Here is a 14,908-nt window from a genome sequence, read left to right as displayed (position 1 = left end):
CGCGACCCACCCCTCAATCCCCTCCCGGACAGGGAGGGGAAGCCTTTGTCTTACGCGGCCTCGGCAGCCAGCTTCTTGGCCTTCTCGATCGCTTCGTCGATGCCGCCGACCATGTAGAAGGCGTTTTCGGGCAGATGGTCATATTCGCCATCGACCACGGCCTTGAACGACTTCACCGTGTCTTCGATCTGGACGAACTTGCCGCTGATGCCGGTGAAGACTTCGGCGACGTGGAAGGGCTGCGACAGGAACTTCTGGATCTTGCGCGCGCGCGCGACGGTCAGCTTGTCCTCTTCCGACAGCTCGTCCATGCCCAGGATCGCGATGATGTCCTGCAGCGACTTGTACTTCTGCAGGATCGACTGGACCGCGCGGGCGGTGTCATAATGTTCCTGACCAACTGTGCGCGGCTCCAGCACGCGGCTGGTGGAGTCGAGCGGATCGACCGCCGGGTAGATGCCGAGTTCCGAAATCGCACGGTTGAGAACGGTCGTCGCATCAAGATGCGCGAACGAGGTCGCCGGCGCCGGATCGGTCAAATCGTCCGCAGGCACGTACACGGCCTGCACCGAGGTAATCGACCCCTTGTTGGTCGACGTGATGCGCTCCTGCAGCTGGCCCATGTCGGTCGACAGGGTCGGCTGATAACCCACGGCCGACGGGATACGGCCGAGCAGAGCGGACACTTCCGCGCCCGCCTGGGTGAAGCGGAAGATGTTGTCCACGAAGAACAGCACGTCCTGATTTTCCACGTCACGGAAATATTCGGCGATGGTCAGGCCCGACAGGGCGACGCGCGCGCGGGCGCCCGGCGGCTCGTTCATCTGGCCGTACACCAGCGCAACCTTGGAACCTTCGCTAATCGCGTTGCCGTCGGCATCCTTGGCGATCACGCCCGCGTCCAGGAACTCGTGATAGAGATCGTTACCCTCGCGGGTACGCTCACCGACGCCTGCAAAGACCGAGGTGCCGCCATGGCCCTTGGCGATGTTGTTGATCAGTTCCTGAATGAGCACCGTCTTGCCCACGCCCGCGCCGCCGAACAGGCCGATCTTGCCGCCCTTGGCATAAGGGGCGAGCAGGTCGATGACCTTGATGCCGGTGACCAGGATCGAGCTTTCGGTCGACTGATCGACAAATTCCGGCGCCTTGGCATGGATGGGCGAGCGCATATCGGTCTGCACCGGGCCGCGCTCGTCGATCGGCTCACCCACGACGTTCAGGATGCGGCCGAGCGTGGCGGGGCCGACGGGGACGCTGATCTGCGCGCCGGTGTCGGTCACTTCCTGGCCGCGGGTCAGACCTTCGGTCGAATCCATCGCGATCGTGCGGACGGTGTTCTCACCCAGATGCTGGGCGACTTCCAGCACCAGGCGCTGGCCGTTGTTGCTGGTTTCCAGCGCCGAAAGGATCGACGGGAGCGCATCGGGGAAGGTCACGTCGACGACAGCGCCGATGACCTGCGAAATGCGGCCTACATTGTTGGTGGTTGCCATGACTGCTTCCTTGCGTGCGGGGTCTTAGAGGGCTTCAGCGCCCGAGATGATTTCGACGAGTTCGGTGGTGATCGCGGCCTGGCGGCTGCGGTTATACTGGATCGTCAGCTTGTTGATCAGGTCGCCCGCGTTGCGCGTGGCGTTGTCCATCGCGGTCATCGACGCGCCCTGTTCGGAGGCGTTGTTTTCCAGCAGCGCCTTGAACAACTGGATCGAAATGTTGCGCGGCAACAGGTCGTCCAGGATCGCCTCTTCGCTCGGCTCATATTCCACCGTGGCGGGGATGGCGTTGCGGTCGGCGTCGGCCGGGATCTTGACCGGGATGATCTGCTGTTCCGTCGGGATCTGCGCCAGCGCCGACTTGAAGCGCGAATAGAAGAGGTGCGCCACGTCGAACTTGCCGTCCAGGAACATCTGGCTCAGTTCCTGCGCGATCGCCTGCGCCTGCGCAAAACCCGGCTCCTTGGTGCCGGTGGTGTCGTACTGGGCGACGATCTTGCCCGGATAGGCGCGGTTGATGACCGGACGCCCCTTGCGGCCGATCAGGTAGAATTGCACCTTCTTGCCGTCCAGTTCCAGCGCGCGCGCCTTGGCGAGCGCCGCCTTGACGATATTGGCGTTGAACGCGCCGGCCAGGCCACGGTCGGAGTTGGCAACGACCAGCAGATGCACCTCATCCTTGCCGGTGCCCGCCAGCAGCGGGGACGCGCCTTCGCCGGTGCCGCCCGCAATCTTGGTGGCGAGGCTGGCGACGACCGCTTCCAGGCGGCTGCTATAGGGGCGCGCAGCCTCGGCTGCGGCCTGCGCCTTGCGCAGCTTCGCGGCGGCGACCATCTGCTTCGCCTTGGTGATCTTCTGGGTCGATTTGACCGACCCGATGCGGATCTTCAGTTCTTTGAGGCTAGCCATGCTTCCCTACTTCAACCCTCTTTCGTCATTCCCGCGAAGGCGGGAATCTATCTCCTGACCTCACCCCAAGAGCGACGCTTGGGAGATGGATCCCCGCTTTCGCGGGGATGACGGAGAGAAATTTACGCGAACGTCTTGCCGAACGCGTCCAGCGCAGCCTTCAGCTTGGCCTTGGCGTCGTCGCCCAAATCCTTGCTGTCGCGGATCGTCGTCAGCACTTCGGGGTGATCGTGACGCAGGTACGCCAGCATCAGCTCTTCGTAACGGGTCACGTCCTTGACCGCGACGCTGTCCAGATAGCCGTTGGTGCCCGCGAAGATCGACGCAGTCTGCTCTTCAAACGGCAGCGGCGAGAACTGACCCTGCTTGAGCAGTTCGGTCAGGCGCGCGCCGCGGTTCAGCAGCTTCTGCGTCGATGCGTCGAGGTCGGACCCGAACTGGGCGAAGGCCGCCATTTCGCGATATTGCGCCAGTTCCAGCTTGATCGAGCCGGACACCTTCTTCATCGCCTTGGTCTGCGCGGCGGAACCGACGCGCGACACCGAGAGGCCGACGTTAATGGCCGGACGGATGCCCTGGTAGAAGAGGTTGGTTTCCAGGAAGATCTGGCCGTCGGTGATCGAAATCACGTTGGTCGGGATATAGGCCGACACGTCGCCCGCCTGCGTCTCGATGATCGGCAGCGCGGTCAGCGAACCGGAGCCATTTTCCTTGTTCATCTTCGCCGCACGCTCCAGCAGGCGGCTGTGCAGATAGAAGACGTCGCCGGGATAGGCTTCACGGCCCGGAGGACGACGCAGCAGCAGCGACATCTGGCGATAGGCGACGGCCTGCTTGGACAGATCGTCATAGACGATGACGGCGTGCATGCCGTTGTCGCGGAAATATTCGCCCATGGTCACGCCGGTGTAAGGCGCAAGATACTGGAGCGGCGCGGGTTCCGAAGCGGTCGCGGCGACGACGATGGAATATTCCATCGCGCCATTTTCTTCGAGCTGCTTGACGATCTGCGCGACGGTCGAGCGCTTCTGGCCGATCGCGACATAGATGCAGTAGAGCTTCTTGCTCTCGTCGTCGCCCGCGTTGGCGGCCTTCTGGTTGATGAAGGTGTCGATCGCGACGGCGGTCTTGCCGGTCTGGCGATCACCGATGATCAGTTCGCGCTGGCCACGGCCGACGGGGACGAGGGTGTCGATCGCCTTCAGGCCGGTCTGCACAGGCTCATGCACCGACGTGCGCGGGATGATGCCGGGTGCCTTGCGCTCGACGCGCATACGCTGGTCGGACACGATCGGACCCTTGCCGTCGATCGGATTGCCCAGACCATCCACGACGCGACCCAGCAGACCCTTGCCCACGGGCACGTCCACGATGGTGCCGGTGCGCTTGACGGTGTCGCCTTCCTTGATCTCGCTATCCGAGCCGAAGATCACGACGCCGACATTGTCGGCTTCCAGGTTCAGCGCCATGCCCTGCACGCCATTGGCGAACTCGACCATTTCGCCCGCCTGGACGTTGTCGAGGCCATGGACGCGGGCGATGCCGTCACCCACGGTCAGCACGGAACCGACTTCGCTGACCTGCGCTTCGGTGCCGAAATTGGCGATCTGGTCCTTGATGACCTTCGAAATTTCTGCGGCGTTGATATCCATGACTTAGCCTTTCATCGCCTGGGCGAGCGTATTCAAACGGGTGCGGATGGAGCTGTCGATCATCTGGCTGCCGATCTTGACGACCAGCCCGCCCAGGATCGCGGGGTCGACCTTCGCGTCGAGCGTGACGGTGCGGCCGACGCGCGCCTTCAGGCTCTGGGTCAGGGCGGTGATCTGCGTATCGGTCAGCGGATGGGCGCTCGTCACTTCGGCGCGGGCCTCACCCTTGTGATTCGACAACAGCGTTTCATAAGCGCGGATGACCGCGGGCAGCTGGCCCAGGCGACGGTTTTGGGCGAGGACGCCCAGGAATTTCGTCGTCAGCGCATCGGTGCCCATGGAGGATGCGACGGCGGCGATCGTCTTACCGCTTACATCCCGGCTGAGCACGGGGCTGTTGATCAGGCCTTTGAAATCAGGCGATTGCGCAATGGCCGCCTTCAACCCGGCCAGGCTGGCTGCCACCGTATCAAGCGACTGCGCGTCGCGGGCCAGATCGAACAGCGCCACCGCGTAGCGGCCGCTGAGACTGGCCTGTATGCCGCTGTTAATCTCCACGCGCCTGCCGTCCTCCATTGATTTGCGGGTCATGCAAAAAGAGGGCGCGGTCTGATCCCGTCCCGAGCCCCTGTTGCCGGGCCGGTTAGCAGCGCCATTATGACTATGCAAGTCATGAGAGGCGATTCGATCAATAGTAGGAAATCGCGCCTATTTGCCTGAGTAATTCCGCCGCGACGAAATGGTTATTCGGCAGGATCGGCCGGGGCCAGTCGCCCCTTCTGGCAATGATAGACGATCCGCTCGTTCGGCTGGGCCGGGAGGATGGTGCCCAGGTCGCTTTGCAGCGTAGCGATGCGGGTCATCAGGTCCGGGTCCGCGCCGCAGCCCTTGATCGGTCCCTTGTCCAACTCCGTCTTCGCCAGCGCGCGGGCCTTTTCCATCGTGTCGATATCGGGCAGCCAGCGCTGCACCCGCAGCACGCCGTTGACCGGATCGAACTGGCTGCTGGTCACATAATTGGCCTCGTCCGGCACGCTCGCCCGCTGCCATAAGGTGCCGGACGCGACATATTGGGTATCGCCGTTGACGCACCCGCCTTCGGCCCAGTTCAGCCCGATATCGTCGGGCTGCGACACGGTCAGGCGGCTGCGGGCCAGGTCCACCTTGCAGATATTCTCACCGGTCCAGGCAAAGGCGCTGTTGCCGATCACGCCCTTGTCCGCAGGCAGCTTGGCCCGCTCGTCTATTTCCGCAAAGCTCGGGCGCAGGAAGAACAGGCCAAGCGCCGACAGCAGCAGCACGCCGCCGCCCGCCAGGAACCAGGTCGCCTGGCGTTCCTTGCCCTGATTGTAAAAAAGCCCGCCTGCGCCCAGGCCCAGCACCGCGAGCGCCAACAGCACGGCCGCGCCCGCCATCGCATTTTCGCGCGCTGTTATGATGTCGCGCTCCGCCGCATCACGGGCGCGGGTCATCGCCTGCTCGCGGGCGTCAGCGCTGGCGCGGCTCTTCTGTTCGGTCGCCTGCGATTCGCGCTGGGTGATCCCGGCTTCGGCGGCATCGGCTTCGGCCATGGACCGGCACGGCACGACGGTATGGAGCGACGACACGCCCGCCTGCCGCAGGAAGGAGGCGACCTCTCGCCAGGACACGGCAAAGCCGAACTCCGCATCATTGCCGTCCGACACCGATCCGAAGCTGTTGACGCCCAGCACCCGGCCGCAATCGTCCGCCAGCGGCCCGCCGCTATTCCCCGCTGCCAGTGGCGCGGTATGGAGCAACGTGTCGAAGCTGCGGCTTGCCCGCCCCGCCGAAATATTGCCGCTGGTCTTCACCGTCGCCATGGGTTCGACCATCTGTTTCAGGCCCAGTCCCTGCGCCCGGTCCACCGTGCCGGGATAGCCGATCGCGGTGACATGCTGCCCGTCGGTCACGGCACCCGCGTAGAAGGTCGATACCGGCAGGCGCCCTTCCTCCAACTGGATGAGAGCCAGGTCGTTGCCCGGCGAATAGGCGATGATTCGCCCGCCATAGGTCTTGCGTCCTTCGGACGGGATCACCCCGATGACGAGATTTTTTTCCTCGCGCGCCAGTTCGACGACATGGGCGTTGGTCAGCACCTTGTCCGGCGCGACGGCAAAGCCGCTGCCATGGCCGACGAAATAGGCGTCCGATCCATCGGTCGCGACCAGCGCCACACGCACGACGCCACGCGCGGCGGCGGCGATGTCCTGCTGTTCGGCATGCAGCGACGCAGGCGCGCCAAGGGCGAGCATGAAGGCCAGGGCGGGGGCGAAGCGGCGGAGCAGGGCGACCATAGATGCGCGCATACATATTGGAAGGCGGGCGCGGCGCAATCGGGAAATGCGCCCCATGTCCCTTGGCGGTGTTTTGAAAGCAAGGCGCAGGAAGCATGGTCATGCGCGCGGCGCTATCCCATAAGCATGAACCAGATGACTCGCCTGAAACCCGCCCCAACCACCGTCGCTGCCGCCATGCCGGACGATGACGCCTGCTGGAACGCCTTCATCGCGCGCGACCGGGCGATGGACGGGCGCTTCGTCGGCTGCGTCACGACGACCGGCATCTATTGCAAGCCCAGTTGCGCCGCGCGTCACCCGAAGCGGGAAAATATGCGCTTCCTGCCCGATCCGGCAGCGGCGCGGGCGGCGGGCTATCGCGCCTGCCTGCGCTGCTGCCCCGACGCGGTCGGGCGGGATCGGCTGGCGGTGGACAAGGCGATCGCCTTTATCGAGGGTGCGCTGGACGTGCCCCGGCTGGAGGCGATCGCCGCCCATGCCGGCTATGCCCCGCATCATTTCCATCGCCTGTTCAAGCGGGAGACGGGCCTGACCCCGGCCGCCTTCGCGCGCGGCGTGCGGGCGGGGCGGCTCAAGGCCGCGCTGGCGCAGGATGGCAGTGTGACGGACGCCATCTACGACGCGGGCTATAACGCCCCCAGCCGCGCCTATGCGGACGCGCAGGCGCATCTGGGCATGACGCCCAGTGCCTGGAAGGATGGCGGGCGCGGCGTGGTGATCCGCTGGCGCACGGTCGAAACCAGCCTGGGATCGATGCTCGTCGCCGCCACGGCCAAGGGGCTATGCCGGATCAGCTTCGGCGAAGAGGAGGCGGCGTTGCGCACCTGCTTCCCGCACGCCACCCTGATGCCCGCCGATGCCGCGCTCGATGCGATGGCGAAGCGGGTGGCGGCCTTGGTGGACGATCCGGCGGCCGGCGCGGACCTGCCGACCGACGTTCAGGGCACAGCCTTCCAGCAGGCGGTGTGGGCCGCGCTGCGCGCCATTCCGCCGGGTGAAACGCGCAGCTATGGCGACATCGCCGCTGCGATCGCGTGTCCCGGCGCGGTGCGCGCCGTGGGCACCGCGTGCGGCGACAACCGCCTTGCCGTCCTCATCCCCTGCCACCGTGTCGTGCGTGGCGATGGCGGCATGGGCGGCTATGCCTGGGGCATCGACCGGAAACGGGCGCTACTGGCGTCGGAAAAGCCTGCGTAAAAAGGCAGATTCCATCTTTTCAACCGCGCCGCGCTCCGCCACCTTGACGATCGGTCTTGGGGGCGGGGTGTAGAATGACGCGATTTTGGATGAAGGCGCTGGCCGCATGGGGGCTGGCCCTGTCCACCATGGGGACGGCGCACGCCGCCTGGTTTCAGGCGCAGACTCGCCATTTCACCGTCTATAGCGAAGGCAATGACGAAAGGTTGCGCGGCTTTGCCGAGCGGCTGGAGAAGTTCGACTTCCTGCTGCGGCGGGCGACGGGCGTCGCCAGTCCCGAAGCGGGCAGTCCGGTCAAAGTCTATATGCTGTCCAGCGAAAGCAAGGTGAAGAAGCTGGCCCGCAATCCCAATGTTGCGGGCTTCTATACGACCTCGGAACGGACGGCCTATGCCTTCCTGTCGCGTGGCGGCAAGGACAATAAGTTCGACATGGGGGCCGAAGAAGTCCTCTTCCACGAATATACCCATCATTTCATGCTGCACCATTTCCCGGCCGCATATCCCAGCTGGTATATCGAGGGATTTGCGGAATTTTTCTCGGTCGTGAAATTCCCGAAAAATGGATCGATCGAGTTTGCCCATGTGCCGATGGCGCGCGTGCCCGGCCTGGTGCTGGGCACGCCCTATCCGCTCAAGCAACTGTTCGCCCGCGATACCGAAGGGCTGAACCTGCGCGACGGTGACCGCTATTACGGCACCGCCTGGCTGCTGACCCATTATTATTTCCAGCAGAAATCGGCGCGCACGGCGGAAATCACGCATTATCTGCGCGATCTGTCCACCGGTGTGCCCGACGTTCAACCGGATCGCTATTTCGAAGGCGGGCTGGATGCGCTGGAAAAGGATCTGAAGGCCTATATGCGCCATCGCCTCAACATGTCGGTGCTGACGCCCAAGGAAATGACCATCGGCGCGATCACCGTCACCCTGGTCGATCCGGCACAGGCGGCGCTGATGGAGGATGAGCTATGGCTCGTCCATCGTCCGTCGACCGAGGACATACCCGGCATCGTCGCCACCATCCGCACCAAGGCGGCGCAATATCCCGCCAGCGCCTATGTCCAGTCGCTGCTGGCCGAAGCGGAATGGGCCGCCGAAAAGCCGGACGCGGCGCTGGCCGCCGCCGACCGGGCGATCGCGATCGACGCGCAATCGGCGCGGGCCTATGCGGTGCGGGCGGAGGTGCTGCTGGAACGCGCACAGGACAGCGACGTGGACAGCGACTGGAAGGCGGCGCTGACATCGATCGTCCGCGCCAATCGCGCAGATACCGAAGATCCGGTGCCGTTGGCGCTCTTCTACCGCTATCATGCGATGCGCGGCGGCAAGATGCCGGACCTGGGCTATGACGGCCTCTACAAGGCCTATACGCTCTTGCCGCAAAATCCGACCTATCGCCTCAACCTGGCGCAGGCGATGGCGGCGCGCGGCGCCTATGGTTCGGCGTCGATCCTGCTCGACCCCATCGCCTATTCTCCCCACGGGTCGGGCATGCGCGACGCCGCCTTGAAGCTGAAAGCGCAATATGATGCGCAGGAGAAGGAGAAGGGTGGCGTTAAACCGGCCGCTGCGGCTGGAAATCCGCCACCCGCCTCATGACGGCGGCGCGCTGCACATCCGTCATGCTGCGCCAGTGCACGATCTCCGCGATCGTCCGCCCGCAGCCGGTGCAATTTGCCCGCTCCCGGTCGAGCGAACAGAGGTTGCGGCAGGGGCTGGCGAGCGTAGCGGTCATCACATGAAGCTGTAGGGATCGACGTCCACCGCCACCCGCGTCCCCGATTTCCACGCCAGATTGCCCAGCCATTCGCGGATCGCCGCTTGGATATCGACAGTGCGATTGGCGTGGATCAACAGGCGGTGCCGGTGCCGCCCGCGCAGGACCGACAGTGGCGCAGGCGCGGGACCATAGACGCGCATCCCCTCGATCACCGGCGCCGACTTGCCGATCAGCCGCGCGGTCTGCGCCGCTTCGTCGGCATTTTCGCTCGACACGATGATCGCGGCGAAGCGGCCGAAGGGCGGGGCGTTGGCGCGGCGGCGGTTCTCCGTCTCGACCGCGTAGAAACGCTCCGTATCGCCCTCGATCAATGATTCGATCACTTCGCTGCCCGGCATCCGCGTCTGGATGAACACCCGGCCCGGCTTCGCCCCGCGCCCGGCGCGCCCGGCGACCTGCACGATCTGCTGAAAGGTCCGCTCCGCCGCCCGCAAATCGCCCCCCTCCAGCCCCAGGTCCGCGTCGATCACGCCGACCAGCGTCAGATTGGGAAAATGATAGCCTTTGGTGACGAGCTGCGTGCCCACGATGATATCGATGTCGCCCGCCTCCACCGACTTCACGAAATCGGCGACGCGGGCAGGGGAGGATAGCGTGTCGGACGTCGCGATCGCGGTGCGCGCCTGCGGCCACAGCGCCTTCACCTCATCGGCGATCCGCTCCACGCCCGGACCGCAGGCGACGAGCAAATCCTCTTCCTTGCATTCGGGGCAGAAGCGCGGCGCGGGCACGACATGGCCGCAATGATGGCAGGCCAGCCGATGGGTCAGCCGATGCTCCACCATCCAGGCGGTGCAATTGGGGCATTGGAAGCGATAGCCGCAATGGCGGCACAGGGTCAGCGGTGCATAACCGCGCCGGTTCAGGAACAGCAGGCTCTGCTCGCCCTTCGCCATCACCTCGTCGATCGCTTTCACCAGCGGCGGCGCGATCCAGCGCCCCCGTTCGGGCGGATCGGTCAACAGGTTGATCCCCTCGATCGCGGGCATTTCCGCCCCGCCATAGCGCGACGGCAGTTTGATCTCGGCATAGCGACCCAGTTCCACCTGATGCCGCGTCTCGATTGCCGGTGTCGCCGACGCCAGGATCACTGGGAATTTTTCGATCAGCCCGCGCATCACCGCCACGTCGCGGGCATGATAATGGACGCCATCCTCCTGCTTGAAACTGGCCTCATGCGCCTCATCCACGACGATCAGGCCCAGATTGGGATAAGGCAGGAACAAAGCCGACCGCGCGCCCACCACCACCTGCGCCTGGCCGCTCGCGATGGCGCGCCACGCCCGCCGCCGCTCGGTCTGCCGCAACCCGCTATGCCAGTTGACCGGCACCGTCCCAAACCGCTTTTCGAACCGCTCCAGAAACGGCTCGGTCAGCGCGATTTCGGGGAGCAGCACCAACACCTGCCGGTCCGCCCGGATCGCCGCCGCGATCGCCTCGAAATAGACCTCCGTCTTGCCCGATCCGGTGACGCCATCCAGCAGGAAGGGCGCGAAATCATGCGCACGCACCGCGTCGGCCATCTGCTCCGCCGCGCTGGTCTGTGCGTCCGACAACATGGGCTGCGCATGGCCGGGATCGGGCATGGGGAAGGGGGTATCGACGCTGACTTCGATCGCCTCGAAAATATCCTGCTTGATCAGCCCCCGGATGACCGCGTCACTGACCCCGCCGATCATCGCCAGTTCGCGGATCAGCCCCTGCCGCTCGCCGATCCGCTCCAGCGCCTGCGCGCGCTGCTCCGTCATCCGCTCCGGCACGGCGCCGGTGGCGCGATATTCGATCACCGTCCGCGTCCCCTCCAGCGCCGACATGGATGACAATGCCATGCGCAACACGGCGGCGGGGGGCTGAGATAATAATCCGCCGTCCATTCGATCAGCCGCCGCAACGTCTCAGGCAGCGGCGGCGCGTCCACCACCTCCAGCAGGTTGCGCAACCGGTTGTCGCCCACCGTCTCGATATCGGGGAAGCTGTCCTCTTCCCACACCACGCCGATTAACTGGCGCGGTCCCAGTGGCGCGACGACGATGCTACCGGGCTGGACGACCATGCCATGGGGCACGCGATAGTCGAGCGGGCCAAGGGCGGCGTTGAGGATCAGGACACGGGCACGGGACATTGCGCCCATGTAGGACAGGCTAGCCCTAAGACGCTATAGCGCCACGCAACGAATCACTTTTTTGCGCAAAGGGCCGCCCTGTGAAATTCTTCGTCGACACCGCCGACACCGCCGACATCCGCGATCTGGCCGCCACCGGCCTGCTGGACGGCGTCACCACCAACCCCTCGCTGATCGCCAAATCGGGCCGCAAATTCCTGGAAGTGGTCGAGGAAATCTGCGGCATTGTGGACGGTCCCGTCTCTGCCGAAGTCGTCGCGCTCGACCATGAAACGATGATGAAGGAAGCCGAAATCCTGCGCAAGATCGCGGACAATGTCTGCATCAAGGTGCCCTTGACGATCGATGGCCTCAAGACCTGCAAGGCGCTGACCGACGATGGTTCGCTGGTCAATGTAACGCTCTGCTTCTCCGCCAACCAGGCGCTGCTGGCCGCCAAGGCCGGCGCGTCCTTCATTTCGCCCTTCGTCGGTCGTCACGATGATAACGGCTTTGACGGCATGGCGCTGATCCAGGATATCCGCCTGATCTACGACAATTACGGCTTCGACACCGAAATCCTGGTCGCCAGCGTCCGCCACCCCATCCATGTGCTGGAAAGCGCCCGCATCGGCGCCGATGTGATGACCGCACCCCCCGCCGTCATCCGCATGCTGTCCAAGCACGTCCTGACCGACAAGGGGCTGGAAGGCTTCGCCGCTGACTGGGCCAAGACCGGCCAGACGATCCTCTAAGCCTGTGCGATGGCCGGGTGCGCAAGCAGCGCCCGGCCTGCTGCTGGCGACCCCGGCTGGATTCGAACCAGCGACCATTCGCTTAGAAGGCGAATGCTCTATCCAACTGAGCTACGGGGCCATGCGGGTGTCGCGATAGCTTGCAACTCCGCCGCTTGCAATCACCCGGCCACGCGATATGCAGATGTCCATGGGCGACGGGGCGGTCAACAGGGTGGATGCAGGCGCGCTGGGTGCGCGGCCCTTGCGCTATTATGATTTCTTCATGGCGGCCTTCGTCGCCATCCTGCTGCTGTCCAACCTGATCGGCGCGGCCAAGCTGTCGACCTTGGGCGGTTTCACTTTCGGCGCGGGCATCCTCTTCTTCCCGTTGGGCTATGTCATCGGCGACGTGCTGACCGAAGTCTATGGCTATGCCCGCGCGCGCCGCTGCGTCTGGGCCGGGTTCGGCGCGATGCTGTTCATGGCATTGATGAGCTGGGTGGTGGTCGCCCTGCCGCCCGCGGACGGATGGCCCGACCAGAAAGCCTATGAAGCCGTGTTCGGCAGCACATGGCGCATCGTCTTCGCTTCCCTGATCGCCTTCTGGGCCGGGGAACTGGCCAACAGCTTCGTCCTCGCCAAGATGAAGCTGCTGACGCAGGGGCGGCATTTGTGGATGCGCACCATCGGCTCGACCATCGTTGGCCAGGGGGTGGACAGCCTGCTCTTCTACCCGCTCGCCTTTTATGCCGACTGGAGCAATACGCAGGTGCTGACCGTGATGGTCACCAACTGGGCGATGAAGGTCGGCTGGGAAGCGGTGCTGACCCCGGTCACCTACATTGTCGTCAACGGCCTCAAGCGCCGCGAAGGGCTGGACGTCTATGACGATGGCACCAATTTCACGCCCTTCCGCACGCGGCTCTGACGGTCCGGCAACCGCGCAAAGGTAAGCCTCTCTTTACCATTGCTCTGCAATAGGGGGGCATGAGCAGGCAGTCGCACCGGCACTTCACCCAATCGCCTTCGCGCCAGACAATATCTTCCGCACCGGCGCAGGTCGTCGCGCTGGACGGAACGCTGGCGTCCGCCCTGTCGCTGGCGCAGCGGCGGTTCGAAGCGACCTTCCAGCACGCGCCCGTCGGTATCGCCCATGTCGGGCTGGACGGCGCCTTTCTGCTGGTCAATCCGCGCTTTTGCCAGATCAGCGGCTATGATTCCGAAACCCTGATCCGCACCGGCTTTCGCCAGATCACCCATCCCGACGATCTCCACGCCGACGAAGCATTGCTGGCGCAACTCAACGCCGGGGAACTGCAGCGCTATGCGATGGAAAAACGCTATATCCGGCCGGATGGGGAGATCATCTGGATCAACCTGACCGTCGCGATGGTCCGTGACGAAGCAGACCGCCCGGACTTCTACCTCGCCGTGATCGAGGATCTGTCGGACCTGCGCCAGGCCAGTTTCGAAGCGATGCACGACCCCTTGACCGGACTGCTCAACCGTCGCGGCTTCGCCTGCCGGGCGAAGGACGTGCTGGCCCATAGCGCCCATGCGCAAAGCTGCGTCAGCCTGCTCTTCCTGGACCTGGACGGGTTCAAGCAGCTGAACGACGGGCAGGGCCATGCGGCAGGCGACACCTGTCTGGCCGATGTCGGACAATTGCTGAAGGCGCAGGCCGACGCGGGCGACATCGTCGCGCGGATCGGCGGCGACGAATTTCTGGTATTGCTGGCGGATCGGGATGCGCAGGCGGCACGGACATTCGGCGAAGAGGCGCGGCTGGCGCTCGCCGCCTATGGCATGGGGATCAGCGGCAGCTTCGGCCTGGTCACGGCCGAAACGCCCGATCCCGCCGATCTCGATCGGCTGATCGCCTGCGCCGACGATGCGATGCGCTCGGCCAAGCGCACCGGCAAGGACAAGCTATGCGCGGCGGCCTTTATCTGACCGTTTCGCCAGGATAATCGGCGCGCACGAAATATAGCCCGTCCGGCGGCGCGTTGAGGCCCAGCGCCGCGCGATCCTTCGCCTCCAGCGCATTGCGCAAATCGGCGGCCGTCCACCGCCCCATGCCCACCATTGCCAGGCACCCGACCATCGATCGCACTTGGTGATGCAGGAAGGATCGCGCGGCGGCGTGCACCGCGATGCGGTCGCCATCGCGCGCCACGTCCAATCGGTCGATCGACTTGACCGGACTTTCCGCCTGGCAATGGGCCGACCGGAAGGTGGTGAAATCATGCCGCCCGACCAATATCTGCGCCGCCTCATGCATGGCTTCGGCATCCAGCGGCTGGATCACCCGCCACACCAGCCCCCGTTCGAAGGTCAGCGGCGCGCGGCGATTGGCGATGCGATAGACATAGGATCGACCAACGCAGGAAAAGCGCGCATGCCAATCCTCGGCGACCGGCTCGCACGCCAGGATCGCGACCGGATGCGGCCGCATCTTCGCGTTGATCGCCTCCATCAGGCGAAAGGGCGCCATGTCCTTCCCGATGTCCGCATGGGCGCGCATGCAAAGCCCATGGACGCCCGCGTCGGTGCGTCCTGCCGCATGGATGACCGCGCGCTCGCCCGTCACGGCGAAGATCGCATCCTCGATCGTCTGCTGCACGCTCGGGCCATGGGACTGACGCTGCCACCCCATGAAGGGCCGCCCGTCAAATTCGACGGTGAAGGCGAAGCGGGTCAAAAATCACATCCCCCG

At 64.8% G+C, this 14,908-nt stretch carries 12 protein-coding genes, 1 tRNA gene and 1 pseudogene; 5 read left to right on the top strand and 9 right to left on the bottom strand.

Features of this window, described 5'->3' with window-relative positions; genetic code table 11:
• Nucleotides 1-50: 50 nt before the first annotated feature.
• From atpD to U5A89_RS14455, 5 genes are all read right to left on the bottom strand, one after another.
• Nucleotides 51-1,496 (bottom strand): F0F1 ATP synthase subunit beta, encoded by a 1,446-nt coding sequence (gene atpD / locus U5A89_RS14475; RefSeq protein WP_338161769.1) that lies wholly within the window; start codon nucleotides 1,494-1,496, stop codon nucleotides 51-53.
• Between the two features lie 24 nt (nucleotides 1,497-1,520).
• On the bottom strand, nucleotides 1,521-2,405 hold the full coding sequence (locus U5A89_RS14470) for a F0F1 ATP synthase subunit gamma (RefSeq protein WP_338161768.1): 885 nt from the start codon (nucleotides 2,403-2,405) through the stop codon (nucleotides 1,521-1,523).
• A 122-nt stretch (nucleotides 2,406-2,527) separates the two neighbouring features.
• Nucleotides 2,528-4,057 (bottom strand): F0F1 ATP synthase subunit alpha, encoded by a 1,530-nt coding sequence (gene atpA / locus U5A89_RS14465; RefSeq protein WP_338161767.1) that lies wholly within the window; start codon nucleotides 4,055-4,057, stop codon nucleotides 2,528-2,530.
• A gap of 3 nt (nucleotides 4,058-4,060) precedes the next feature.
• Nucleotides 4,061-4,615 carry a F0F1 ATP synthase subunit delta gene (locus U5A89_RS14460; protein WP_338163065.1) on the bottom strand — a complete coding sequence of 185 codons (555 nt, stop codon included), beginning with the start codon at nucleotides 4,613-4,615 and terminating at the stop codon, nucleotides 4,061-4,063.
• A 185-nt stretch (nucleotides 4,616-4,800) separates the two neighbouring features.
• Nucleotides 4,801-6,372 (bottom strand): S1C family serine protease, encoded by a 1,572-nt coding sequence (locus tag U5A89_RS14455; RefSeq protein WP_338163064.1) that lies wholly within the window; start codon nucleotides 6,370-6,372, stop codon nucleotides 4,801-4,803.
• Between the two features lie 126 nt (nucleotides 6,373-6,498).
• Between U5A89_RS14455 and ada the strand changes: the two genes are divergently transcribed.
• Entirely contained in the window at nucleotides 6,499-7,572 is a 1,074-nt protein-coding gene (gene ada, locus U5A89_RS14450) for a bifunctional DNA-binding transcriptional regulator/O6-methylguanine-DNA methyltransferase Ada (protein WP_338161766.1), read from the top strand.
• 74 nt (nucleotides 7,573-7,646) lie between these two features.
• Nucleotides 7,647-9,173: a hypothetical protein gene (locus U5A89_RS14445; RefSeq protein ID WP_338161765.1), complete on the top strand. Its 1,527-nt coding sequence runs from the start codon at nucleotides 7,647-7,649 to the stop codon at nucleotides 9,171-9,173.
• Here the strand turns inward: U5A89_RS14445 and U5A89_RS14440 are convergent.
• Together U5A89_RS14440 and U5A89_RS14435 are read right to left on the bottom strand one after the other, a co-directional pair.
• A complete protein-coding gene (locus U5A89_RS14440; RefSeq protein WP_338161764.1) occupies nucleotides 9,130-9,309 on the bottom strand; it encodes a DUF1289 domain-containing protein in 180 nt (59 codons plus the stop codon). The two genes, U5A89_RS14445 and U5A89_RS14440, sit on opposite strands and share 44 nt — an antisense overlap.
• Nucleotides 9,309-11,476, bottom strand: a pseudogene (locus U5A89_RS14435) (primosomal protein N'). Before U5A89_RS14435 ends, U5A89_RS14440 begins: the two are co-directional and overlap by 1 nt.
• An 80-nt stretch (nucleotides 11,477-11,556) precedes the next feature.
• Between U5A89_RS14435 and fsa the strand changes: the two are divergent.
• Nucleotides 11,557-12,210: a fructose-6-phosphate aldolase gene (gene fsa, locus U5A89_RS14430; RefSeq protein WP_338161763.1), complete on the top strand. Its 654-nt coding sequence runs from the start codon at nucleotides 11,557-11,559 to the stop codon at nucleotides 12,208-12,210.
• A 44-nt stretch (nucleotides 12,211-12,254) separates the two neighbouring features.
• Here the strand turns inward: fsa and U5A89_RS14425 are convergent.
• Nucleotides 12,255-12,331, bottom strand: a tRNA-Arg gene (locus U5A89_RS14425).
• Nucleotides 12,332-12,400: 69 nt separating this feature from the next.
• Between U5A89_RS14425 and U5A89_RS14420 the strand changes: the two genes are divergently transcribed.
• Both U5A89_RS14420 and U5A89_RS14415 read left to right on the top strand, forming a co-directional pair.
• Entirely contained in the window at nucleotides 12,401-13,120 is a 720-nt protein-coding gene (locus U5A89_RS14420; RefSeq protein ID WP_338163063.1) for a queuosine precursor transporter, read from the top strand.
• 59 nt (nucleotides 13,121-13,179) lie between these two features.
• The gene (locus U5A89_RS14415) at nucleotides 13,180-14,145 is read left to right on the top strand and encodes a GGDEF domain-containing protein (RefSeq protein WP_338161762.1); all 966 of its coding nucleotides are present in this window, start codon (nucleotides 13,180-13,182) and stop codon (nucleotides 14,143-14,145) included.
• Here U5A89_RS14415 and truA read toward each other — a convergent pair.
• Complete coding sequence (truA, locus tag U5A89_RS14410; protein WP_338161761.1) at nucleotides 14,138-14,893, bottom strand: tRNA pseudouridine(38-40) synthase TruA; 756 nt, start codon at nucleotides 14,891-14,893, stop codon at nucleotides 14,138-14,140. The two genes, U5A89_RS14415 and truA, sit on opposite strands and share 8 nt — an antisense overlap.
• Between the last annotated feature and the right edge of the window lie 15 nt (nucleotides 14,894-14,908).

It is taken from the genome of Sphingobium sp. HWE2-09, assembly GCF_035989265.1.
Taxonomy (GTDB): domain Bacteria; phylum Pseudomonadota; class Alphaproteobacteria; order Sphingomonadales; family Sphingomonadaceae; genus Sphingobium.
Note: the sequence above shows the minus strand (reverse complement) of the source record. Positions and strands in the feature narration are given on the sequence as shown.

Coding starts and splice junctions, on each gene's coding strand:
- U5A89_RS14415 (WP_338161762.1), top strand. CDS start 13,180: ATGAGCAGGCAGTCGCACCGGCACTTCACCCAATCGCCTTCGCGCCAG.
- atpD (WP_338161769.1), bottom strand. CDS start 1,496: ATGGCAACCACCAACAATGTAGGCCGCATTTCGCAGGTCATCGGCGCT.
- U5A89_RS14470 (WP_338161768.1), bottom strand. CDS start 2,405: ATGGCTAGCCTCAAAGAACTGAAGATCCGCATCGGGTCGGTCAAATCG.
- U5A89_RS14455 (WP_338163064.1), bottom strand. CDS start 6,372: ATGGTCGCCCTGCTCCGCCGCTTCGCCCCCGCCCTGGCCTTCATGCTC.
- U5A89_RS14440 (WP_338161764.1), bottom strand. CDS start 9,309: ATGACCGCTACGCTCGCCAGCCCCTGCCGCAACCTCTGTTCGCTCGAC.
- U5A89_RS14445 (WP_338161765.1), top strand. CDS start 7,647: ATGACGCGATTTTGGATGAAGGCGCTGGCCGCATGGGGGCTGGCCCTG.
- ada (WP_338161766.1), top strand. CDS start 6,499: ATGAACCAGATGACTCGCCTGAAACCCGCCCCAACCACCGTCGCTGCC.
- atpA (WP_338161767.1), bottom strand. CDS start 4,057: ATGGATATCAACGCCGCAGAAATTTCGAAGGTCATCAAGGACCAGATC.
- U5A89_RS14420 (WP_338163063.1), top strand. CDS start 12,401: ATGGGCGACGGGGCGGTCAACAGGGTGGATGCAGGCGCGCTGGGTGCG.